Annotated in this window: 19 protein-coding genes and 3 pseudogenes; 6 read left to right on the top strand and 16 right to left on the bottom strand. The window is 72.7% G+C overall.

Annotation, left to right across the window (positions count from 1 at the left end; genetic code table 11):
• Positions 1-26: 26 nt before the first annotated feature.
• From ACZ5C2_RS07235 to ACZ5C2_RS07190, 10 genes and pseudogenes are all read right to left on the bottom strand, one after another.
• Positions 27-737, bottom strand: a complete 711-nt coding sequence (locus ACZ5C2_RS07235; RefSeq protein WP_468787467.1) for a phosphoadenylyl-sulfate reductase — start codon at positions 735-737, stop codon at positions 27-29.
• Positions 734-913, bottom strand: coding sequence for a hypothetical protein (locus ACZ5C2_RS07230; RefSeq protein WP_468787465.1), 180 nt, complete (start codon positions 911-913; stop codon positions 734-736). The genes ACZ5C2_RS07235 and ACZ5C2_RS07230 overlap by 4 nt, the downstream gene beginning before the upstream one ends.
• A complete protein-coding gene (locus tag ACZ5C2_RS07225; protein WP_468787463.1) occupies positions 910-2,625 on the bottom strand; it encodes a nitrite/sulfite reductase in 1,716 nt (571 codons plus the stop codon). Before ACZ5C2_RS07225 ends, ACZ5C2_RS07230 begins: the two co-directional genes overlap by 4 nt.
• Before the next feature lie 129 nt (positions 2,626-2,754).
• Positions 2,755-2,838 (bottom strand): putative leader peptide, encoded by an 84-nt coding sequence (locus tag ACZ5C2_RS07220; RefSeq protein WP_310887545.1) that lies wholly within the window; start codon positions 2,836-2,838, stop codon positions 2,755-2,757.
• 127 nt (positions 2,839-2,965) lie between these two features.
• The gene (locus ACZ5C2_RS07215) at positions 2,966-3,538 is read right to left on the bottom strand and encodes a GNAT family N-acetyltransferase (RefSeq protein ID WP_468787461.1); all 573 of its coding nucleotides are present in this window, start codon (positions 3,536-3,538) and stop codon (positions 2,966-2,968) included.
• Positions 3,539-3,642: 104 nt separating this feature from the next.
• Positions 3,643-4,173 carry a hypothetical protein gene (locus ACZ5C2_RS07210; RefSeq protein ID WP_468787459.1) on the bottom strand — a complete coding sequence of 177 codons (531 nt, stop codon included), beginning with the start codon at positions 4,171-4,173 and terminating at the stop codon, positions 3,643-3,645.
• 78 nt (positions 4,174-4,251) lie between these two features.
• Positions 4,252-4,401 (bottom strand): annotated as a pseudogene (locus ACZ5C2_RS07205) (IS5/IS1182 family transposase); the annotation flags it as partial.
• A 33-nt stretch (positions 4,402-4,434) separates the two neighbouring features.
• Positions 4,435-5,709: a hypothetical protein gene (locus ACZ5C2_RS07200; protein WP_468787457.1), complete on the bottom strand. Its 1,275-nt coding sequence runs from the start codon at positions 5,707-5,709 to the stop codon at positions 4,435-4,437.
• 298 nt (positions 5,710-6,007) lie between these two features.
• Entirely contained in the window at positions 6,008-7,267 is a 1,260-nt protein-coding gene (locus ACZ5C2_RS07195; protein ID WP_468787698.1) for a GAF domain-containing protein, read from the bottom strand.
• A gap of 439 nt (positions 7,268-7,706) precedes the next feature.
• Positions 7,707-9,341 (bottom strand): acyl-CoA dehydrogenase family protein, encoded by a 1,635-nt coding sequence (locus ACZ5C2_RS07190; protein ID WP_468787455.1) that lies wholly within the window; start codon positions 9,339-9,341, stop codon positions 7,707-7,709.
• A gap of 89 nt (positions 9,342-9,430) precedes the next feature.
• Between ACZ5C2_RS07190 and ACZ5C2_RS07185 the strand changes: the two genes are divergently transcribed.
• Entirely contained in the window at positions 9,431-10,576 is a 1,146-nt protein-coding gene (locus ACZ5C2_RS07185) for a YihY/virulence factor BrkB family protein (protein ID WP_468787453.1), read from the top strand.
• 121 nt (positions 10,577-10,697) lie between these two features.
• On the opposite strand, the gene ACZ5C2_RS07180 is transcribed toward ACZ5C2_RS07185, so the two are convergent.
• Positions 10,698-11,540, bottom strand: a complete 843-nt coding sequence (locus ACZ5C2_RS07180) for a Rossmann-fold NAD(P)-binding domain-containing protein (protein WP_468787451.1) — start codon at positions 11,538-11,540, stop codon at positions 10,698-10,700.
• Between the two features lie 81 nt (positions 11,541-11,621).
• Between ACZ5C2_RS07180 and ACZ5C2_RS07175 the strand changes: the two genes are divergently transcribed.
• Positions 11,622-12,557: an AraC family transcriptional regulator gene (locus tag ACZ5C2_RS07175; RefSeq protein ID WP_468787449.1), complete on the top strand. Its 936-nt coding sequence runs from the start codon at positions 11,622-11,624 to the stop codon at positions 12,555-12,557.
• A gap of 10 nt (positions 12,558-12,567) precedes the next feature.
• Positions 12,568-13,254, top strand: coding sequence for a helix-turn-helix domain-containing protein (locus tag ACZ5C2_RS07170; protein ID WP_468787447.1), 687 nt, complete (start codon positions 12,568-12,570; stop codon positions 13,252-13,254).
• On the opposite strand, the gene ACZ5C2_RS07165 is transcribed toward ACZ5C2_RS07170, so the two are convergent.
• Positions 13,237-13,596: a VOC family protein gene (locus tag ACZ5C2_RS07165; protein WP_468787696.1), complete on the bottom strand. Its 360-nt coding sequence runs from the start codon at positions 13,594-13,596 to the stop codon at positions 13,237-13,239. The genes ACZ5C2_RS07170 and ACZ5C2_RS07165 overlap by 18 nt on opposite strands.
• 144 nt (positions 13,597-13,740) lie before the next feature.
• Here ACZ5C2_RS07165 and ACZ5C2_RS07160 point away from each other — a divergent pair.
• Positions 13,741-13,986 (top strand): annotated as a pseudogene (locus tag ACZ5C2_RS07160) (SDR family oxidoreductase); the annotation flags it as partial.
• A gap of 177 nt (positions 13,987-14,163) precedes the next feature.
• On the opposite strand, the pseudogene ACZ5C2_RS07155 reads toward ACZ5C2_RS07160, so the two are convergent.
• A pseudogene (locus ACZ5C2_RS07155) lies at positions 14,164-14,853 on the bottom strand (LysR family transcriptional regulator substrate-binding protein); the annotation flags it as partial.
• A gap of 29 nt (positions 14,854-14,882) precedes the next feature.
• On the opposite strand from ACZ5C2_RS07155, the gene ACZ5C2_RS07150 reads away from it, so the two are divergent.
• A complete protein-coding gene (locus ACZ5C2_RS07150) occupies positions 14,883-15,533 on the top strand; it encodes a ThuA domain-containing protein (RefSeq protein ID WP_468787445.1) in 651 nt (216 codons plus the stop codon).
• Here the strand turns inward: ACZ5C2_RS07150 and ACZ5C2_RS07145 are convergent, their stop codons facing one another.
• Genes ACZ5C2_RS07145 through ACZ5C2_RS07135 form a run of 3 tightly spaced genes read right to left on the bottom strand, consistent with a single transcriptional unit; the run spans position 15,534 to position 18,358 of the window.
• Positions 15,534-16,430 (bottom strand): transporter substrate-binding domain-containing protein, encoded by an 897-nt coding sequence (locus tag ACZ5C2_RS07145; RefSeq protein WP_468787443.1) that lies wholly within the window; start codon positions 16,428-16,430, stop codon positions 15,534-15,536.
• Positions 16,431-16,443: 13 nt separating this feature from the next.
• On the bottom strand, positions 16,444-17,193 hold the full coding sequence (locus ACZ5C2_RS07140) for a hypothetical protein (RefSeq protein WP_468787441.1): 750 nt from the start codon (positions 17,191-17,193) through the stop codon (positions 16,444-16,446).
• A gap of 58 nt (positions 17,194-17,251) precedes the next feature.
• The gene (locus tag ACZ5C2_RS07135) at positions 17,252-18,358 is read right to left on the bottom strand and encodes a LacI family DNA-binding transcriptional regulator (RefSeq protein WP_468787439.1); all 1,107 of its coding nucleotides are present in this window, start codon (positions 18,356-18,358) and stop codon (positions 17,252-17,254) included.
• Positions 18,359-18,566: 208 nt separating this feature from the next.
• Between ACZ5C2_RS07135 and ACZ5C2_RS07130 the strand changes: the two genes are divergently transcribed.
• The gene (locus ACZ5C2_RS07130; RefSeq protein ID WP_468787437.1) at positions 18,567-20,111 is read left to right on the top strand and encodes a carboxylesterase/lipase family protein; all 1,545 of its coding nucleotides are present in this window, start codon (positions 18,567-18,569) and stop codon (positions 20,109-20,111) included.
• Positions 20,112-20,117: the final 6 nt, after the last annotated feature.

The following is a 20,117-nucleotide window of genomic DNA, read 5'->3' as shown; positions in this document are numbered from 1 at the left end:
GTCGGTCTCCTGATTCTGAGGGGTGGTCATCCGTGCAGTCCGCACTCGGTCTTGGAGCGGCCCGCCCAGCGGCCGGCTCGGGCGTCCTCGCCCTCCAGCACGCGGCGGGTGCAGGGCGCGCAGCCCACGGAGGCATAGCCGTCCATCAGCAGCGGATTGGTGAGGACGCCGTGCTCGGCGACGTACGCCGCCACGTCTTCCCCCGACCACCGCGCGATCGGGGAAATCTTCACCTTCCGCCGCTTCTCGTCCCAGCCGACGACCGGGGTGTTCGCCCGGGTGGGGGACTCGTCGCGGCGCAGGCCGGTCGCCCAGGCCAGGTAGTCCCCGAGGCCCTCCTCCAGTGGCTGCACCTTGCGCAGCTTGCAGCAGAGGTCGGGGTCGCGGTCGTGCAGCTTCGGGCCGTACTCCGCGTCCTGTTCGGCGACCGTCCGGCGCGGGGTCAGCGTGATGAGGTTGACGTCCATCACGGCCTCGACCGCGTCCCGGGTGCCGATGGTCTCCGGGAAGTGGTAGCCGGTGTCGAGGAACACGACGTCGACGCCGGGCATCGCGCGGGAAGCGAGATGGGCGACCACCGCGTCCTCCATCGAGGAGGTCACGCAGAAACGGTTGCCGAAGGTCTCGGCGGCCCACTGGAGGATCTCCAGGGCGGAGGCGTCCTCAAGATCCCGGCCCGCCCGCTCGGCCAGTTCCCTCAACTCCGGGGTGGTGCGCTCTTGCTGAACAGCCGTCATGTCCGGTCCCCTCCCGTGTCGGAACGCTCGAGTCCCCGGGCCAGCAGCCCGAGGAACTTCAGCTGAAAGGCTCGGTTGCACGCGCCGCATTCCCACGCGCCGTGGCCCTGCTCCCCTGGACGCAGGTCCTCGTCGCCGCAGTAGGGGCAGTAGAAGGGCGCGGCACGCTCGCTCACGACAGGGCCTCGTCCGAGGCGCGGCCGACCCACGCCGCGAACCGCTCGCCGTCCTCGCGCTCCGCCTGGAAGCGCTTCACGACCCGCTCGATGTAGTCGGGCAGTTCCTCCGAGGTCACCTTCAGACCGCGGACCTTGCGCCCGAACGACGGCTCCAGGCCGAGGGCGCCGCCCAGGTGTACCTGGTAGCCGCCGACCTGGTTGCCTGCGGCGTCGGTGACCAGTTGGCCCTTGAGACCGATGTCCGCGGTCTGGATACGGGCGCAGGCGTTCGGGCAGCCGTTGATGTTGATGGTGAGCGGCTCGTCGAAGTCGGGGAGCCGGCGCTCGAGTTCGTCGATGAGGTCGCTGCCGCGTTCCTTGGTCTCGACGATGGCGAGCTTGCAGAACTCGATGCCCGTGCAGGCCATCGTGCCGCGGCGGAACGGGGAGGGGGTGACCCTCAGGTCCAGCGCCTCGAGACCGTCGACCAGGGTGTCGACCCGGTCCTGGGGCACGTCGAGGATGATCATCTTCTGCTCGACGGTGGTGGAGACCCGGCCCGAGCCGTGGTTCTCGGCCAGTTCGGCGACCTTGGTGAGCAGCGAGCCGTCCATGCGGCCCACGCGCGGGGCGAAACCCACGTAGAAGCGGCCGTCCTTCTGGCGGTGCACGCCGATGTGGTCGCGCCACCGCTGCGCCGGCATCTCGACGGCGGGGCCGTCGATCAGCTTGTGGCCCAGGTACTCGTCCTCCACCACCTGGCGGAACTTCTCCGCGCCCCAGTCGGCGATCAGGAACTTCAGCCGGGCGCGGTTGCGCAGCCGGCGATAGCCGTAGTCCCGGAAGACGGAGGTCACGGCCTCCCAGACGTCCGGCACCTCCGACTCGGGCACCCACGCGCCCAGCCGCACACCGAACTTGGGGTTGGTGGACAGACCGCCGCCGACCCACAGGTCGAAACCGGGGCCGTGCTCGGGGTGGACCACGCCGACGAAGGAGATGTCGTTGATCTCGTGCGCCACGTCGAGCAGCGGGGAGCCGCTGACCGCCGTCTTGTACTTGCGCGGCAGGTTGGAGAAGCGCGGGTCGCCGATGTAGCGGCGGGCGATCTCGTCCAGCGCCGCCGTGCCGTCGATGATCTCGTCCGCGGCGACCCCGGCGACCGGGGAACCGAGCATGCCGCGCGGGCAGTCGCCGCACGCCTCGGTGGTGGACAGGCCGACCGACTCCAGCCGCTCCCAGATGGCGGGCACGTCCTCGATGCGCACCCAGTGGAACTGGATGTTCTGCCGGTCGGTGATGTCGGCGGTGCCGCGGGCGTAGGTCTCGGCGACCTCGCCGATCACCCGCAGTTGCTCGGTGGTGAGCCGGCCGCCGGTGATGCGCACCCGCATCATGAAGTACTCGTCCTCGAGCTCCTCCGGCTCCAGCAGACCGGTGCGCCCGCCGTCGATCCCCGGGCGGCGCTGCGTGTACAGACCCCACCAACGGAAGCGTCCCCGCAGGTCGTTGGGGTCGATGGAGTCGAACCCGCGCTTGGAGTAGATCGTCTCAATGCGTGTCCGCACCTTGAGACCGTCGTCGTCCCTCTTGAGCTGCTCCGTGCCGTTGAGGGGGGTCAGGTGCCCCACGGCCCACTGTCCCTCTCCGCGGTGACGGCTCACCTTGCGGCGGGGAGTCGCGACGGAAGGCTTCTGCGCGACGGCAGGCTTCTGCGGGGTGGCGGCCATGGTTGATACGTCCTTCGGGACAGACGGAAATACGACTCTGACCTGCGCAAATGTGCGCACGGGTGCAAGTGCGCGTCATTGCGCGGGGAGTGTGGCGAAGAAGGGAATGTCGGGCGGTGCTGGGTGCTCTCAGCGCGCCGGACAGATGGCGCTGGACATACGGCCGAGGTCGACGTGCCGCCGACTCACCAAGGCGATTCCAGTTCCAGGCATGGCGGAAGCCTGGCACGGCGATCTGGACACAGTCCACCGTTATCCGAAATGTGGACACCCTTGTCTCGAAGTGAGAGGCAAGGGTGTCTTTGGTCACAAGCCGTGTGCGTGGTCTTGTCCGTGCTGGTCAGGCGGGGTAGGCCCCCGGCCACGGGCCCGGCGCCGGCACCTCGGGCTCCTCTTCGACCTTGGTGTCGAACAGGGTGAAGCCCCGGCGCCGGTAGTTGTCCAGGGCGTGCTCGCCGTCCTTGCTGCACGTGTGCAGCCACACCCGTGTGGTCGGCTTCAGGCCAGGGTGGCGGTCCGCCAGGTCCCAGGCACGGGCCGTGCCGTACGACAGCAGATGACCGCCGATGCGCCGCCCGCGGAATGCCGCGACGAGACCGAAGTAGACGATCTCGACGACCCCGTCCGCCTGCGCCTCCAACTCCAGGTACCCCGCCGGTGTCCCGCGGTCGTGGGCCACCCACGTCTCCACCCCGGGCCGGTCCAGGTGCTCCAGCCACTGTGCGTACGTCCAGCCCAGCCGGTCGGTCCAGCGGATGTCACCACCGACCGACGCGTACAGAAAACGGCTGAACTCGGGGGAGGGCACCTCGGAGCGGACCACCCGCACATCCCCCTCGGGCACGGCGGCCGGACGGAGGTCGGCGGGCGCGGTCTGCTCCAGGGACCAGGTGGTCACGGAAAGGGTCGTCATGTCCGAAAGAGAACCATCCGGCGTCCCGTTCTGTCGACCGCCCGACCAAGGCACGGACAGTCACCTCACGGGTCGATGCCTCTGGCTGGGGCCTGTCCGGCGGATCAGGGCCGGATCGGGAGGCGGTGGGCGTATGAGCCGTCGGTCGGGACGGAGCCGCGCGTCGCCAGGACCTCGCCTGTGTCGGCGAACTCCCAGTGGGTCGCATGCCTCCCGTCTCTGAACGGCCATTCGACTCGGACGACAGGGCGGCTCAACAGGCTCTCGAACCAGCCGGCGCACCGCTCCGCGAGCTCCTCGGCGGTGCCGGAGGCCGGGAAGAAGCCGTGCTCGGGCGACTCGTGAAGGTTGAAGAGCTGGTCGCAGACTTTCCCGGCGTGCAGGTGCGTGCCGTAGAAGTGCACGGCCCACTCGCCGAGCACCAGTCGGCGCTCCTCATCGAGAAGGCTGAGATGGACGAGGAGCGACGATTCGTCCTCGGGCCGTCCGACCTGGCTGGGCGCCCACGGCACCCGCCAATCAGCGGCCCGGGCTCGCAGGACTGCCAGGAAGGCGAGTTCGGCCTCACTGAAATCCCAGGGCTCCTCGCCGTACTCCTCTGGGTCCTCGACCTCGAACCAGCTGGTGACGTCCACGGAAAGACTCTAGAACTACAGGGTGTCCCGTAGATCACGGGCGGAGCCATGGGCGGATTGCTGCGGTGGTGACGGTGCCGTGGAAGACGCCTTGTCGCCGCCGAGGTGGCCGGGCCGGGTGCGCGGGCGTCCGCCCTGCGGTCGGGGAACGGCACCGCGTCCGAGGACCTCGAACATCCGCGGCGGGTCGCCCCACTGGCCGGGCGTGACCAGGAAGGCCAATAATCGGACAGTCGCATGATCCGCCGGACGGTGCCCGGACTAGTCGTCGAGGGACCGGTCCACCGACGCCAGGGGCAGCGCGAACAGCATCCGTCCGGACTGTGACCACACATCGCCCGTCTGCGCCCAGTAGGACAGTGACGTCGCCTCGCCGCTCCAGCAGCGGTGCGTCTCGTCCGCCCCGCAGCGGGTGGGGCGGGCTCCGTCCGTGTCCTGCCGCCACAGTGTGCCGCGCTCGTCCGGCGTTCCGGTCATCCGGCCCAGATACCAGCCCGACCGGTACGACAGCACACTGCGCACATGGGTCAGCTCCGTCGCGTACACCGCGACGGGTTCCGGCTCCAGCACTCCCACACGCCCCGGCTCGACGCTGAACGAGTACCGCCACAGCCGGGTCGGCCCGTCCTCGTCCGGGGGCGTCGCCTCGTGCGCGACCAGACTGTCGGGAGCGGTGCTGCGGTCCAGGGAGATACCGCCCGGCTGCGGGGCGCCGGCGCCGTTCGTCCGGTAGGAGGCGACCGCCGGGAGGACGTACCGCGCCCCGGCCGCCGACCAGCCGCCGGGCACCCGGCCGACCGCCGTGCCCTCCACGGTGGCCCGCTGCACGCGGTCCAGGTCGTACACGTACAGCGCCCCGCTCTCGCCCCGGCCCGTGGTCACCAGAAGCTTGTTCTGGTACCAGACCATGCCCGATACGGTGGAACCCAGCCCGCGGTAGTCGCGGCCCTCGTCCACCGGCACGGCGAGCAGCGCCCAGGTGTAGCGGGGTGCGCCGGTGTCAGCGGCGTTCACGAAGGCGACCCGGGCGAGCCCTTGCTCCGCCGGCGAGCCCGAACTCCGGCTCCACCCGGAGAGGATCACCCGATGCGCGCCCCAGCGGCCGTCCTCGTCCGCGTCCCCCGAGGTGGTGACCGCGCCGGCCCGCCAGCCCTCGGTGTCGCCGGCCGGCCAGCAGTACGCCCGTGTCGCGGCCGGTTCGACGGGCAGGGCACGCCGGTCGTCGTCCGTACAGTCCTCCGCGTCGCGCAGGGAGCCGTCGGGGTCGGCCAGTACGGCACCGACGCCGACGGGCCGGCCCATGCCGTCGGCGAGGCGGTCGAGCGCCTCGCCCGGGACGTCGTGCTCGGTCAGCCGCAGCGGCGCGGTCTCGGCGGACGCGGTCAGCGGCTTCAGCGCCCCGGGGTCGTCGGCGTCGGTGGCCTGCGAAGCGCTGATCATGGTGGCGGCCGCGGTCAGCGCGAGGGCGGTCCCGGCCAGCCCGGCCCGCAGGGCCCTGCCCCTCCTGCGCCGGCGGTGTCTGCCGCGATGCTTCATAACGTCCTCCCGGGGCGAACCAACTGCGTCCGGTGATCCGTGGGTTGACCGTGGAGCAGATGGGGTGGCCCGTACCGGGATGCTACGGCAGGTGAGGGCCGAAGGGGATGAGGACCCGGCAATTGTGCGAGCCAACCGCCCTCGGAGCGCGACCTGGTGTTCGTGTGTGCGGATCCGGGCCCCCTTGACGGGCGTCTCCCGTCCGGCGGGGAGGCCCGGCTCCGGCCCGCACCGCGCCGCGGCGGACACGACCCCGACGACCGAAGCGGGACGGAGGGCGGCCCGGTGCGGGCCTGCCTCAGTGGCCCCGCGCGGGCGTGAGCCGGCGGCCCGGATGCGGAAACAGACGGTGGGGCTCCTCGGGGAGAAGAACCTCCACCTCGGCCGACTCCGTGAAGCGGTAGGGGCGGTGGTCCAGGAGAGCGCCCAGATAGCGGCGTACTCGGGACATCTCCGCGCGGACCGTCACCGTGCGGGCGGGGTCTCCGAAGAGGTCCCCGGCAAGGGCCGCCGCGCTGCGGCCCTCGCGGTGCACGGCCAGCAGGTACAGCAACTCGGCGTGCCGAGGGCTGAGTTCCCGGACCCAGGAGCCCGCCCCGCCGGACACCTCCACCGACCAGCGGCGCGGCTCCCGCAGGTCCAGCACGATCCGCGTCGCGGCACGTGTCACCGGTTCGTCCGCCGCCCGCACCAGCCAGCCCCCGGCCAGCGGTTCCAGCGAGCACCGCCCCAGTGCCGGCAGCCACCGCATACCCGCCGACACCGACTTGGGCAGTGCCAGCCGCTCCGTGTACGGCATCCCGGTCACCGCCGCCGTCCATCCGTGCCGGTCCACCACCAGCGCACGCCCACCGGTCCGCGCCAGCACCGGGGCAGCCACCGCGCGCAGCCGCTCCAGCGACCGCACGTGCATCTCCCGCAGCCGCGCCTCGGCGAGCTTCGCCACCGAGTCGACCCAGGCCAGTGTGGCCGGATGCATCGTCTCCAGCGGCCCGCTCACATCCACCACGCCGATCAGCCGCCCGTCCCGGGGATCCGTGATCGGCGCCCCCGCGCACGTCCAGGTGGCGTGCGACCGTGCGAAATGCTCGGAAGCGAACACTTGCACGGGACGCCCGGTCACGGCCGGTGTCCCCACCCCGTTGGTCCCGACCACGTCCTCACGCCAGTCCGCGCCGATCTCGAAGCCCAGCCCGTCCGCCTTGCGCAGCACCGGCGAACTGCCCTCCCGCCACAGCACCCGCCCCTCCTCGTCGGCGACCACCATGATGTGACGGGCGACGTCCGCGACCGACAGCAGCCCTTCCCGCAGCACCGGCAGCACATGCCGCAACGTCGAGGACTGCCGCCGCCGCTGCACCTCCTCTTGGGACAACAGCCCCCTGCGGAAGTCGCCGTCCGGGTCCACACCGCTGCGCAGCATCCGCTCCCAGGACTGCCCGATCACCGGGCGGGGAGCCACGGGCAGCCGCTGCCCGGACAGCGCGGCGGAGCGGACCTCGTCGAGCACCCGCGCCGCACGCGCCGTGTCGACGGCCGTCAGATGCGTCATGTCCATCGGCGAGAACGCCACCGGACCTCCCGGAAGAAGACCTGTCGGACCCATACTGCCGTCTGCCCCGGGTGAAGACGCTCAGTACGGGGACGGCGACAGCACGTTGCAACCCCCTGCAACCCTGGTGGACCGCCGTCGACTGTTTGAAGATTGAGCGACGTCGCCCCGAGCGGCGTCCACGGCTCCCATGGGGCCCGTGCGGCGGGGGTGGTGCCGTGTCGGCGCAGCACCACCCCCGCGTTGTGCCGGGCGGAGGCGGGGCGGTGTGCGCGGCACGGGGTACGGCTCGCTGCGCGTCGGCGGCTCTCGGGCAGTGGGTGGCTGGTCGCGCAGGTCCCCGCGCCCCCTGGGTGGGTGGCCGGTTGCGCGGCTTCGGGCGTTCGCGCGCCGTGCCCCTCGGGCCCGCGCCCGCGCCCGTGTTCTCGGACGGGTCGCCGGCCGCTCAGGAAACCGGCCGGGCCCGCTCCACCACCGACGCCAGAGCCGGCGTGTGCGGCAGCGTCCCGAACGCCGCGCCCGCGTCGCCACCCAGCCGTGCCGCGCAGAACACGTCCGCCACCTCCGGCGGCGCGTACCGCACCAGCAGCGACCCCTGGAGCACCAGCGCGAGGCGCTCCACCAGCCGCCGCGCCCGCCCTTCGGCACCTTCCAGATCCGCCAGCCCGGTCAGCAGGTTCTTGATCGCCCCGTCCAGCCGGTGATCCGCCCCGCGCGCCTGCCCGACCTCCCGCAGATACGCGTCCAGCACCGTCGGCTCCCGGCGCAGCGCCCGCAGTACGTCCAGCGCCTGGACATTGCCCGCGCCCTCCCAGATCGAGTTCAACGGCGACTCCCGCACCAGCCGGGGCATCCCCGACTCCTCGACGTAGCCGTTCCCGCCCAGGCACTCCGCCGCCTCCACCGCGACCGGCGCGCACCGCTTGGTCACCCAGTACTTCGCCGCCGGCACCGCGATCCGCAGCAGCGCCCGCTCCTGCTCACCGCCGTCGTCGTAGGCCGCCGCCAGCCGCAGCGCCAGTGTGGTGGCCGCCTCCGACTCCAGCGCCAGATCGGCCAGTACGTTGCGCATCAGCGGCTTGTCGACGAGTTTCCCGCCGAACGCCTCGCGGTGCGTGCAGTGGTGCACCGCCTGCGCCACGGCCTGCCGCATCAGCCCTGCCGAGCCCAGCACGCAGTCGAGCCGGGTAGCCGCCACCATCCCGATGATGGTGCGCACCCCGCGCCCCTCCTCCCCGACCCGGCGCGCCCACGTCCCGGCGAACTCGACCTCGGCGGAGGCGTTGGACCGGTTGCCCAGTTTGTCCTTGAGCCGCTGGATGAGGAACACGTTGCGCGTGCCGTCCTCCAGCACCCGCGGCACCAGGAAACACGTGATCCCTCCGGGCGCCTGCGCCAGTACCAGGAACGCGTCGGACATCGGCGCCGAGCAGAACCACTTGTGCCCGGTCAGCTCGTACGCGCCGTCCTCGGCCAGCGGCCGCGCGGCCGTCGTGTTCGCCCGTACGTCGCTGCCGCCCTGCTTCTCCGTCATGCCCATCCCGAACAGCGCGCCGGGCTTCTGCCCGGGTGGCCGCAGGGCACGGTCGTAGACGGCCGACGTCAGCCGGGGCTCCCACTCCGCCGCCAGCGCCGGATCCGTACGCAGCGCGGGCACCGCCGCGTGGGTCATCGACAGCGGGCACAGGTTGCCGGCCTCCACCTGGGTCCACATCAAGAACGCCGCCGCCCGGCGCACATGCCCGCCCGGCCGTCCCCACGCCCCCGTCAGCCCTGCCGAGACGCCCTTGCCGAGCAGCCGGTGCCAGGAAGGGTGGAAGTCGACCTCGTCGATCCGGTGACCATAGCGGTCGTGGGTGCGCAGCCGCGGTGGATGCTCGTTGGCCTGCACTCCCCACTCCTGCACCTGCGCGGAACCGGTCGTCCGCCCGAGGGCCGACAGCTCCGAGCGTCCCTCGTCGAGCACGTCCGCCGCCAGATGCCGTTCGACCGCCTCCACCAGAGCCCGGTCGGCGCCGAAGACGTCGTACTGCACCAGCGGTGGAGCCTGGTTGGTCACGGTGTGCGTGGTGCCTGCCATGTCCCGAACGTACCCGGCGGCGGGCCTTCCTCACCCGGCGATCCCGCCTCTGGGTGAGTGCGACCAGGCACGACGGATACCTTTAGGGCGTGCAGCCAGCAAGTGAACCCCCAGACGAGCCCTCCGGCCGCCTCCACCGGGCCCGGGCCCTGTACCGGAACGTCTCCAAGCGGAGGACCGCCTGGCTGCTGCTCAAGGACACCGTCAATTCCTGCATGGAGTACCGCATCCTGGGCCTGGCGGCCGAGGCCGCGTTCTTCACGCTGCTGTCGGTGCCCCCGCTGCTGCTCAGCATGATCGGCCTGCTGGGCTACGTCGACGCGTGGACCGGCGCCGAGACCATCCACAGCCTGCAGCGCAACCTCCTCGACGCCTCCCGCACGGTGCTCTCCGACCGGGGCGTCAGCCAGATCGCGGAGCCGATCCTGCGGGACGTGACGAAGGGCGGCCGCCCCGACGTGATCTCCCTCGGCTTCCTGATCGCCGTGTGGTCGGGCTCCCGCGCGGTGAACGTCTTCATCGAGACCATCACCGTCATGTACGGCCTCGACGGCGTCCGGGGGATCGTGAAGACCCGGCTGCTGGCCTTCCTGCTGTTCATCGTGGCCCTGCTGATCGGCTCGATCGCGCTGCCGCTGATGGTCGCGGGACCGGACGCGGTCGTGGAGATCGTGCCCTGGTCGACGACGCTCGTCCAGGTCCTCTACTGGCCGGTCGTGATCCTGCTGTCCGTCGCCTTCCTGACCACGCTCTACCACGTCTCCGTACCCGTGCGCTCCCCCTGGATCGAGGACGTGCCCGGCGCGCTGGTCGCCCTCGGCATGTGGGTGCTCGGCAGCTTCCTGCTGCGCATCTACCTGACCAACACCGTCGAGGGACCCACCATCTACGGTTCCCTCGCGGCCCCCGTCGCCGTGCTGCTGTGGATCGGCGTGTCCGCGTTCGCGGTGCTCGTCGGCGCCGCCGTCAACGCGGCCATCGACCGGGTCTGGCCGGCCGCGGCGACCGCCGCGGCCCGCGAGGCCAACGAGCGGTTGCGGCAGGCCCAGGTCGCCGAGTACGTCGCCCGCACCACCGCCACGGCCGGGGAGGCCGACCCCGACATGCCCTCCGAGTTCCCCGAACGCTGGTCGCGCTTCCTGCCCCCGGAGGACGTCACGGCACGCCTGCGCACGCACGTGAAGACCATCCACCCGAGGGACGGCGAGAGCCCGCCGCCCCAGGAGGAGAAGTGATCCGTCTCCTCCACCGCCCGGTGGATGCCGTTTCCCGCCCCGCCGCCCCTTCCCGTCCCGAACCCGGGGCTCCGCCCGACCCCCGGAACGGGAAGGGGCGGCGAGGGCGGATCACCCCGGCTCACGCCGCCCACGTCCCGGCCGCCGCCTCCTCCGCCACGAAGTCCCCGAACTCCCGCGGCCCGCGCCCCAGCACCTGCCGCACCCCGTCCTCCACGTGCGCGTTACGGCCGTCGAGCAGGGTCTCGAACACCCCGGTGAGGAAGGCGGCCTCCTCCGGCGGCACCCCGAAGCCCACCAGCGCCTCCCCGTAGTCACGCGCCGGCACCGCCCGGTACGTCAGCGCCCGCCCCGTCGCCGCCGCGATCTCCGCCACCGCCTCCCGCCAGGTCAGCGGCCGGGGCCCGGTCACCGTGAGCGTCCGCCCCGCATACCGCTCCCCGCCCGTCAGCGAGGCCACCACCACCTCCGCGACGTCCCGCACGTCCACGAACGGCTCCGCCACCTCACCCGCGGGAAACACCAGCTCCCCGCGCAGCACCTCCGCCAGCAAGGGCCCCTCGCTGAAGTTCTGCGCGAACCAGGCGGCCCGTACGACCGTCCAGTCCGCGCCCGACGCACGCAGCGCCTCCTCGGTGGGCAGTGCCTGGTCCTCGCCCCGCGCGGACAGCAGCACCAGCCGCCGCACCCCCAGGCCCAGTGCCACCCCGGCGAGCTCACCGACCGCCTCCGCGGTCCCCGGAGCGCCGACGTCGGCGGGGTGCGCCAGATACGCCGCGCTCGCCCCGCGCAGGGTGTCCGCCCAGGTCGACCGGTCCTCCCAGTCGAACCCGGTCGCCCGCGACGCCGCCCGTACCGTCAGCCCCGCCGCCTCGGCGGAGCGCGCCACCCGGCTCCCCGTACGCCCCGAGGCGCCCGTGACGACCAGGGTCATGTCCTTCGCACTCTTCGCGTTGTCCGTCATGCCACCGAGTCAACTCCGGTACGGCGCACGCGACCATCGTCGAACGGCTCATTCCCATAAGCCCGCGTCTACGCTGACCCCATGGACGCACTCACCGGCCTGCTCGAAGGCCCCCGGGCCCGCGGCGCGTTCATGATCCGCGCGTGTTTCGACCCGCCGTGGGCGGTCCGCGTGGAGGACCGCGCCCCGCTGACGGTGATGCTCCTCGTCCGTGGCCGGGCGTGGATCGTGCCGGACGAGGGCGAGCGCCTCCGACTGCGCCCCGGCGACCTCGTCATCGCGCGCGGCCCGGCCCCGTACACCTGCGCCGACGACCCGGGAACGGCCCCCCAGGCGCTGATCCTCCCCGGCGGCGAGTGCCACCACCCCGACGGACGGCCCCTGAACGGCGTCATGGACCTCGGCGTCCGCACCTGGGGCGACCGCCCCGACGGCGCGACGGTGCTGCTGATCGGCACCTACCAGATGCGCGGCGAGATCGGCGGACGGCTGCTGGACGCGCTGCCGCCGCTGCTCTCCCTCACCGCCGAGGTGTGGGACTGCCCGCTCACCCCCTTCCTCATGGAGGAGATCGTCCGCGACGCACCCGGTCAGGAGGTCGTCCTGGACCGGCTGCTCGACCTGCTGGTCATCGCGGCGCTGCGGACCTGGTTCGACCGGCCGGAGGCGGAACCGCCCGCCTGGTACCGGGCGCAGGCGGACCCGGTCGTCGGCCCGGTCGTACGGCTGCTCCAGGACGACCCCGCCCACCCGTGGACGATCGCCGGACTCGCCGCGAAGGCCGGCGTCTCCCGCGCCGCCCTGGCCCGCCGCTTCACGCGGCTCGTCGGCGAACCCCCGATGGCGTACCTCACCGGCTGGCGCCTCGCCCTCGCCGCGGACCGCCTCCGTGACACCGACGACACCATCGGGGCGATCGCCCGCCAGGTCGGTTACGGCAGCGCCTTCGCCCTGTCCACCGCCTTCAAGCGGGCCTACGACGTCAGCCCCCAGGAGTGGCGGGCCCGCCCGGCGTAACCTGGGTGACGTGTACAGGGAGCGGGCGGCACGGCTGACGGGCGCGGTCGTGTGGACCAACTCGCCCTCCGGCAGCGGGGAGGGCAGGGTGCTGCCCGACGGCTGCATGGACCTGCTCTGGAAGGAGGGCCGGCTGCTGGTCGCCGGCCCCGACACCCGCGCACACGTCACCGGGGGACCGCCGGCCACCTGGGCGGGCGTCCGCTTCCACCCCGGCACGGCACCCGCCCTGCTGGGCGTCCCCGCCCACGAACTGCGCGACCGTCGTGTCGACCTGGTCGACCTGTGGCCCGCGGCGGACGTACGCCGCCTCACCGCCCGGGTCAACGCGGCGGACGACCCGGTCCACGGCCTGGAGGAGCTGGCCCTGCGCCTGGCAGCGGAGACGGCCCCGCCCGACCCCCTGCTCGGCCGTCTCGTGGCGGCGCTCGGAGAGGGCCGCCCGGTCGCCGCGATCGCCGACGAACTGGGGCTCGGCGCACGGCAGTTGCACCGCCGTGCCGTGACGGAGTTCGGCTACGGTCCGAAAACCCTGGCCCGCATCCTCCGCATGCGCCGCGCCCTGGCCCTGGTGTGGGCGGGCGTCCCCTTCGCGGAGACGGCGACCCGCAGCGGGTACGCGGATCAGCCTCATCTCGCGCGTGACGTGCGGGACTTGACGGGCCTGTCCCTGAGCGAGCTACTCGTCCGCCGGTAGCGGAGCGAACAGGTCCACCCCGTTCCCGTCCGGGTCGAGGAGGACGGCGTAGCGCTGTCCCCACACCGCGTCCCACGGCTTGAGTTCGAAACGGCTGCCGGCGGCCGCCATCTCCTCGAAGAGCGTGTCGACCTCGGCGGGACCGTCGCAGCGCAGTGCGAGCGAGGTCCTGCCCCCGCCCCCCGGCGGCTCGAACTCCGTGTGGAAGGACCGGACCACCTCTTCCGTGTCCATCATGAACCGCAGTCCGCCCGGCAGTTCCGCTTCCACATGTCCCTGTGTCTCGGCCCCCTCCGCAAAGGCGAACCCGAGCCGCCGGTAGTAGGCGACGGAGGCGGCCATGTCCGAGACGACCATCCCGATGGCATCAAAGCGTGCACTCATGTCACCCACCGTAGGGCGGGCCCGCCGGACGGGTCTTGAAGGAATCGGACACCGAGCGGGCCGGTTCGGGCCGGACACCCGCGGCCTCCTCACCACCTCGGCGACCTGCTGTCGCGCGGCATCCGAGTCAACGCGGTCAGGCCCGGTCCCGTCGACACGGGAATCCTGGAGCGGACGATGACCGCGGAGGCCGCCGAGGAGTTCACGGCGGAGCGGGTCGCGGACAATCCCATGCTGCGCTTCGGCACCCCCGAGGAGATCGCGGGGGCATCCGCGTTCCTCGCCTTCGACGCCACGTACACCGCCGGCATCGAGCTTGCGGTGGACGGAGGCTACACCCAGCTCTGAACCCGGCCCGCCCTGCGTGGGGCGGCTCGCCCGGGTCGTCAGAACAGGGGAGAAGGACCGGGACGCGGCCTCGGACCGGGACGTGGATCCGGCTCCGGATGCGGCTTCGGCCACGGATACGGCCTCGGACTCGGTCTCGGACGCGAACGGGGCCGCGGACTCGGCCTCGACCCCGGCCTCGACCCAGGTCTCCCCGTGCAGGAGTTCGAGCAAGGCCGTCTCCGCCGGGCCCGCGTCCTGCCGGACCACGGCGATGACGGGCCGGAAGACGGCCGACGACACCGGGCGGACGAGGTGCTCGTGACCGGGAGGCACCGCCGAGGCCGGGACGAGCGTCACTCCCAGCCCGTGGGCGGCCCAGCGCACGGCCGTCGCCGTCTGGGACACGCGGGCGGCCGTGACCGGGGCCAGACCGTTGTCCCGCAGCACGCCCAGCAGTGCGCCGTCGAGCACGCTGTCACGGTCGAACCGCACCCACGGCTCCCCGTCGAGTTCCCGCAACTCGACCCGGTCCGAGGCCAGCTGCGGGTGCCCGGCGCCCAGCACCACGACGAGCTCCTCGTCGCCGAGGTGGTGGGCGTTGGCGGGGCTCCGCTCGCACGCCGCCATCAGGGCGAAGTCCAGCGTGCCCCGGCGGCACAGCCGATCCAGCTCGGCGGAGCTCGGTTCCTCGAAGACGCTGACCTCCAGCCGGGGGAAGCGGCGACGCAGCGCACCCAGCGCCCGCGGCAGCTGCCGCGTGCCGAAGCCCATCTGCACCGCGACCACCAGCTCACCCACCAGGTCCTCGGCACCGGCCCGCGCCGTCGCCCGCGCCCGCCGCGACGCGCTCACCGCGACCTGCGCCTCGCGCAGGAACGCACGGCCGCCCGGCACCCTCGCGTAGGCTCCGGCGCATGGCCGCTCCCGCGCTTCTCGTCTGCACCCGCACAACGGATTACCGGCACGAATCCATCCCGGCCGGTGTCGCCGCCCTGCGCGGGCTCGGCGGCTTCGAGGTGGACGCCACCGAGGACCCGGAGGCCTTCGAGAGCCCTCTCGACCGGTACGCCGCCGTCGTCTTCCTCTCCACCAGCGGCGAGGTGCTCACCCCGGCCGGGCGCGCGCGGCTCGCGGCGTACGTCGAGGCGGGCGGCGGGTTCGTGGGCGTGCACGCCGCCGCCTGCACCGAGTACGACTGGCCGTACTACGGCGAACTCCTCGGCGCCCGCTTCGAGAGGCACCCCGCCTTCCAGCCGGGCCGCGTCCTGACCGAGGACCGCGACCACCCGGCGACCCGGCACCTGCCCCCGGTCTGGGAGTTCACCGACGAGTGGTACGACTTCCGCACCGGCCCCCGCGGAAGAGTGCGGGTCCTGCTGTCCGCCGACGAGTCGTCGTACGACGGCGGCGGCATGGGCGACGACCACCCGCTGGCCTGGTGCCGTGACCAGGGCGCCGGCCGCGTCTTCTACACCGCCCTCGGCCACGCCACCGAGGCCTACGCCGACCCGCGCTTCCGTGCCCACCTGCTCGGCGGCATCACCTGGGCCGCCGCCGCACGTTGATCAGTTCTTGCAGGAGGAGTACGTGTCCACGTCCTCCCCGTCGGGGCGGAACACGTTCTCCCAGTCACCCGGGTACGCGGTGACGAGCGCGGGCAGCTGGGCCTTCACATCGGCGGCCCATTCCTCGCTGAGGTAGTCGCGCAGGGCGTCGCGCAGCTTGTCGCAGTCGCCCCGGCGGCCCTCCGGCAGCGCGATGCCGTATCGGTTGATGCTGCCGAACGAGACGTCGGGAACGACCCTGACGGGCGTCTTGCTGCGCTTCTGCTGCTCCACGAATCCGTACAGCAGCGCCTCGTCGGTGAACACGGCGTCCACGTCGCCCTGCTGGAGCTTGCGCACACAGGTCGAGTAGTCGCTCTCCTCGTGCGGCGTCGTCCCGCCGGGCAGCGCCGCGAGGGCCGACGTGGAGCCCTCGACCGTGCAGATCACCTTGCCCGCGACGTCCTTCTCGCTCTTGATGCCCTGGTAGTCCTCGCGGACCAGGAACCCTTGTTTGGTGACGAAGTAGGGCCCGACGAAGTCGACCTGTTCGTCCCGCCGCGGAGTGATGGAGTAGGTGGCGATGATCAGGGCCGAGGCCTTGTCGACGAGTTCCTGCTCCCGGTGCGCGGACACCACGTCGTGCCACTTCGGCGTGAAACCGATCCGCTTGCCGAGGTAGGCGGCCAGGTCCGGTTCGAAGCCGCGGTCGGTGTGCGCGCTGTGGAGGTTGAACCCCGGCTGGTCGTTCTTGCCGCCGATGTACACGGTGCCGGTGAGGGAGGACTTCTCGTCCGCCCCGTCCGCCGTCCATCCGCAGGCCACGGCGCCGAACAGGAGGGCGGCGGCGGCCGTGACCCGCGCGCACCGGTGACCGAGGGAGCGGAGGGAGCGCGGAGAGCGCTTCTTGGCTGTCACTGGGCTCTCTTTCCTAGTCATCCAGATGCGCGGAGGCGACGGACAGATCCACTGCGCAGCCCGGCTCCGCGTCGAGCCGGACGGACAGTTCGACATCGGTCGTGCCCCGCCCCAGGGCGAAGGTGAACTCCGTGCCGGGGACGCCCGAGTGCACCTGGTCCTTCCCGGCGCCCGCCGTGAAGATCACGGTCAGTTCGGTGCCGGGCACGCACACCGGAGCGGCAGGGTCGTGCGGGGCCACGTCGAAGGCGATGGTGAGCCGCGGTTTGGGGTCGTCGGTGTGCACGGAGGCGATGACGGTGTCGCCGTCCACCAGGGGAGGGCCGGGATCGAGGTCGACCCGATGCGTCACCTCCACCGGGCGGCTGTCCAGGAACGCCCATGTGCCCCAGGCCGGCACTCCGACGGCCAGCACGGCCAGCGGGATCACCACGAGGACGAACGGCGGCCACAGCGGTGGCTGCCCGTCCGGGCCCCGGCGCCCGATGAGCGGCAGCATGGCGGCGGCGAACGCCAGCAGGGCCGCCGCCGTCACCCCCACCACCGCCGGATCCCCGCCGAGCGTCAGCCAGATCGCGCCCGCCCCGAGGACGGTCACGAGATCCGCCAGCAGCAGGAGGGTGATCATCCACGCGCCCGCGGAGGCGTCGCGAATCCGCAGGGCCGTCCGCCGGAGCCACGAGGGGCGGGGTGGGCCGTCGCCACCCGGGGGGTCCCCACCTGCCGACGCGCTCGGTATGGCGCTCGTCACGTCGTTGGTCACGCACGCAGCATATGGATACGCAGTGTAACGCAACGGAAGATTTCACCAAGGAGGTTGATTACGGTCCGAAGGTGCCCGCAACCGCCTTCCACTGTGCTACACGCGGTCCCTGCCGGTCGGACGGGTCCCGTGGCCGTGCGGTGCCGGCGCGTTCCACCAGCCGGGTCGACAGTTCCGTGCGGGTGCTCTCCGGACGGTGGCCGTCCGCCATGCGCAGGAGGAGGCGCAGGGCCGTCGCCGCCATCTCGGCCGGCGGCTGGCGGACGGTGGTCAGCGCCGGGGTGGGCCAGCGGGCCTCGGGCAGGTCGTCGAAGCCGACCACACTCATGTCGTCCGGCACCCGCAAGCCCCGTTCGGCCAGCGCCTCGTAGACCCCGCACACCATCCGGTCCGAGCAGAGGAAGACGGCCGTCGGCGGCTCCGGCAGATCGAGGAGCTCGCGCATCCGGCGGTGGGCCGCGGCCTCGTCGGGGCCGGTGTGCCGGACGTACTCGGGACGGTGGCGCACACCGGCCGAGGCGAGGGCCGAGCGGTATCCGGCGACGCGGGCACCGCCGGACATCGTGCCCCGGAGGCCGGCGATGACGGCGATGCGTTCATGGCCGAGCGACAGCAGGTGCTCCGTCGCCGTCACCCCGCCCTGCCAGTTCGCCCCGCCCACCGAGACGGCGCCCGGCGCGGGTTCACGGACCGGGTCGATCATCACGAAGGGGATGCGGTACCGCTCCAGCCACGCGTACTGCTGCTCGCTCAACTCGGCCAGATGGAACAGGACCCCCGCCGATCCGCGCAGCACGAGCCGTTCCAGCCAGACCCGGTCCGGGCGCCCGGAACGTCTCCGTGTGAGGGCCGCCGACACCACGATCTCCAGCCCGGCGTCGTGCGCCGCCTCCTCCACGCCGTACAGCACCGCGCCCGAGGCGGAGTCCCCCAGGGAGTGCACCACCAGGTCCACCGGGTGCGGGGGCCTCGCTCCGTCGAACCGGGGTTTCCTGACGTACCCGAGCCGGTCCAGGGCCGCCGTGACGCGACGGCGGGTCTCTGGGGCCACGTCCTCGCGGCCGTTGACGACCTTGGACGCGGTCGGCACGGACACCCCCGCCTCCCGGGCCACGACCGCCAGCGTCGGCCCGGCCGTCATGCCGGCACCACCCGTACGGGCCATCGGGAATCCACCTCTCCACCGGACAGGGAACGCATAGAAAGCGCTTCCTGCTGTAGGTCCGGCACTCCGGGGCGGGAAGAACTCTCACACGTGACAGGAATACCGATGAGCGTGGCGGTGCTCTGGTGTTACCGGTGGGTCCGGCCCGTGTCCGGCCTCGGAGGGCCGGTGCGGCGTGAGCACGGCGCGGTGAAGGGCTGGTGGGCACATGACGGCAGGCCGGGAGAACCCCGTGATCAGGACGCCATACGGTGCCGTACGCGGCCGCCGCGAGCGGGACGTCGCCGTGTTCCGGGGCATCCCGTACGCGGCACCCCCCTTCGGCCCCCGCCGTTTCCGCCCGCCCGTCCCCCCGGAGCCCTGGGACGGCGTACGCGACGCCGGCGCCTTCGGCCCGACGGCCCCGAAACCCCCGTACTCCGAGGCGTTCGCCCAGTACCTCTCCGACCCGGTGATCAAGGGTGACGACTGTCTCAACCTGAACGTGTGGACCCCCGACCCGTCCCCCGACGCCCGGCTCCCCGTCCTCGTATGGCTGCACGGCGGCGCCCTGACCCGAGGCTCCTCCGCCGTCCCCGTCTACGACGGCCGCACCTTCGCCCGCGACGGCGTCGTCTTCGTTTCGGTCAACTACCGCCTCGGAACAGAGGGTTACGGCCTCCTCCCGGACGCCCCCGCCAACCTCGGCCTGCGCGACCAGCTCGCCGCCCTCCGCTGGGTCCACGCGTCGATAACGGCCTTCGGCGGCGACCCCGGCCGCGTCACCCTCGGCGGCCAGTCCGCCGGGGCCATCAGCACCGGCGCGCTCGTCGCCGCCCCGCAGACGCGAGGGCTGGTCCGGCGGGCCGTCCTGCAGAGCGGCCCGCCCGAGACCACGGACCGCGACAAGGTACGGCGCATGGTCCGCCGTATGGCGAACCGCCTGAGGATCCCGGCCACCGCCGCGGCCTTCACCGCTGTCGACCGCGAGCAGCTGCTCCGCGTCCAGGCCGACATCGGCCGTCTCAGCAGCCCCGTCCTGGGCGGCCCCGCCTTCGGCATCGTCCTCGACGGCGACCTGGTCCCGCGCGACCCGCTGGAGGCCCTCACCGACGGCGCCGCCCCCGGCGTCGACCTCCTGACCGGCTGGACCCGCGAGGAACACCGCCTCTGGCTGGTCCCCGGCGGCCTCCTGGAACGCGTCGACCGCCTCGGCACGGTCGCCCTCGCCGGCGCGATGGCCCGCTGCCGCTGCGGCAGCGAGGTCCCGCGTGGCTACCGCGCCCTGCACCCCGGCGCCGGAACCGCCGAGACGGTCGGCCAGCTGGTCACCGACCACCTGCTGCGCGCCCCGCTGCACCGCCTGGCCGACGGCCGCACGGAGCCCTCGTACGTCTACGAGTTCGCCTGGCCCTCCAACCGGCCCGGTATGGGCGCCTGCCACGCCCTGGAGCTGGGCTTCGTCTTCGACAGCCGCGACGAGCCCGACGCCCGCAAACTCACCGGCGGGGGCGCGCCGCCGGAACTGGCCGACGCGATGCACGCGGCGTGGGTACGGTTCGTCACCGACGGTTCGCCGGGGTGGGAGCGGTGGGACGCCCACCACCCGGTGCGGATCTTCGGCGACGGTGCCCCGCACACCGTCCAGGGCCCGCGCGACCTCGAACTCGCCCTGTGGACCGCCCCGGAGGCCTCCGACCCCGCCCCGCCGCCCTCCGAACTCCGCTCGGTCGTCCGCCGTCTGCGCCGCACGGGCGCCCTCCGCCGCAACTGAACCGCC

The sequence above is a fragment of the Streptomyces sp. NPDC031365 genome (assembly GCF_055569765.1).
This window is presented reverse-complemented; position numbering and strand designations above follow the sequence as displayed.

What these genes read in the sequence shown, in the direction of transcription:
- ACZ5C2_RS07135 (WP_468787439.1), bottom strand. Translation starts at nt 18,358, where the DNA reads ATGGCCCGTACGGGTGGTGCCGGCATGACGGCCGGGCCGACGCTGGCG.
- ACZ5C2_RS07215 (WP_468787461.1), bottom strand. Translation starts at nt 3,538, where the DNA reads ATGACGACCCTTTCCGTGACCACCTGGTCCCTGGAGCAGACCGCGCCC.
- ACZ5C2_RS07225 (WP_468787463.1), bottom strand. Translation starts at nt 2,625, where the DNA reads ATGGCCGCCACCCCGCAGAAGCCTGCCGTCGCGCAGAAGCCTTCCGTC.
- ACZ5C2_RS07235 (WP_468787467.1), bottom strand. Translation starts at nt 737, where the DNA reads ATGACGGCTGTTCAGCAAGAGCGCACCACCCCGGAGTTGAGGGAACTG.
- ACZ5C2_RS07165 (WP_468787696.1), bottom strand. Translation starts at nt 13,596, where the DNA reads ATGGCCGCCTCCGTCGCCTACTACCGGCGGCTCGGGTTCGCCTTTGCG.
- ACZ5C2_RS07150 (WP_468787445.1), top strand. Translation starts at nt 14,883, where the DNA reads ATGGCCGCTCCCGCGCTTCTCGTCTGCACCCGCACAACGGATTACCGG.
- ACZ5C2_RS07180 (WP_468787451.1), bottom strand. Translation starts at nt 11,540, where the DNA reads ATGACGGACAACGCGAAGAGTGCGAAGGACATGACCCTGGTCGTCACG.
- ACZ5C2_RS07130 (WP_468787437.1), top strand. Translation starts at nt 18,567, where the DNA reads ATGACGGCAGGCCGGGAGAACCCCGTGATCAGGACGCCATACGGTGCC.
- ACZ5C2_RS07200 (WP_468787457.1), bottom strand. Translation starts at nt 5,709, where the DNA reads ATGAAGCATCGCGGCAGACACCGCCGGCGCAGGAGGGGCAGGGCCCTG.
- ACZ5C2_RS07220 (WP_310887545.1), bottom strand. Translation starts at nt 2,838, where the DNA reads ATGCCTGGAACTGGAATCGCCTTGGTGAGTCGGCGGCACGTCGACCTC.
- ACZ5C2_RS07190 (WP_468787455.1), bottom strand. Translation starts at nt 9,341, where the DNA reads ATGGCAGGCACCACGCACACCGTGACCAACCAGGCTCCACCGCTGGTG.
- ACZ5C2_RS07175 (WP_468787449.1), top strand. Translation starts at nt 11,622, where the DNA reads ATGGACGCACTCACCGGCCTGCTCGAAGGCCCCCGGGCCCGCGGCGCG.
- ACZ5C2_RS07195 (WP_468787698.1), bottom strand. Translation starts at nt 7,267, where the DNA reads ATGGACATGACGCATCTGACGGCCGTCGACACGGCGCGTGCGGCGCGG.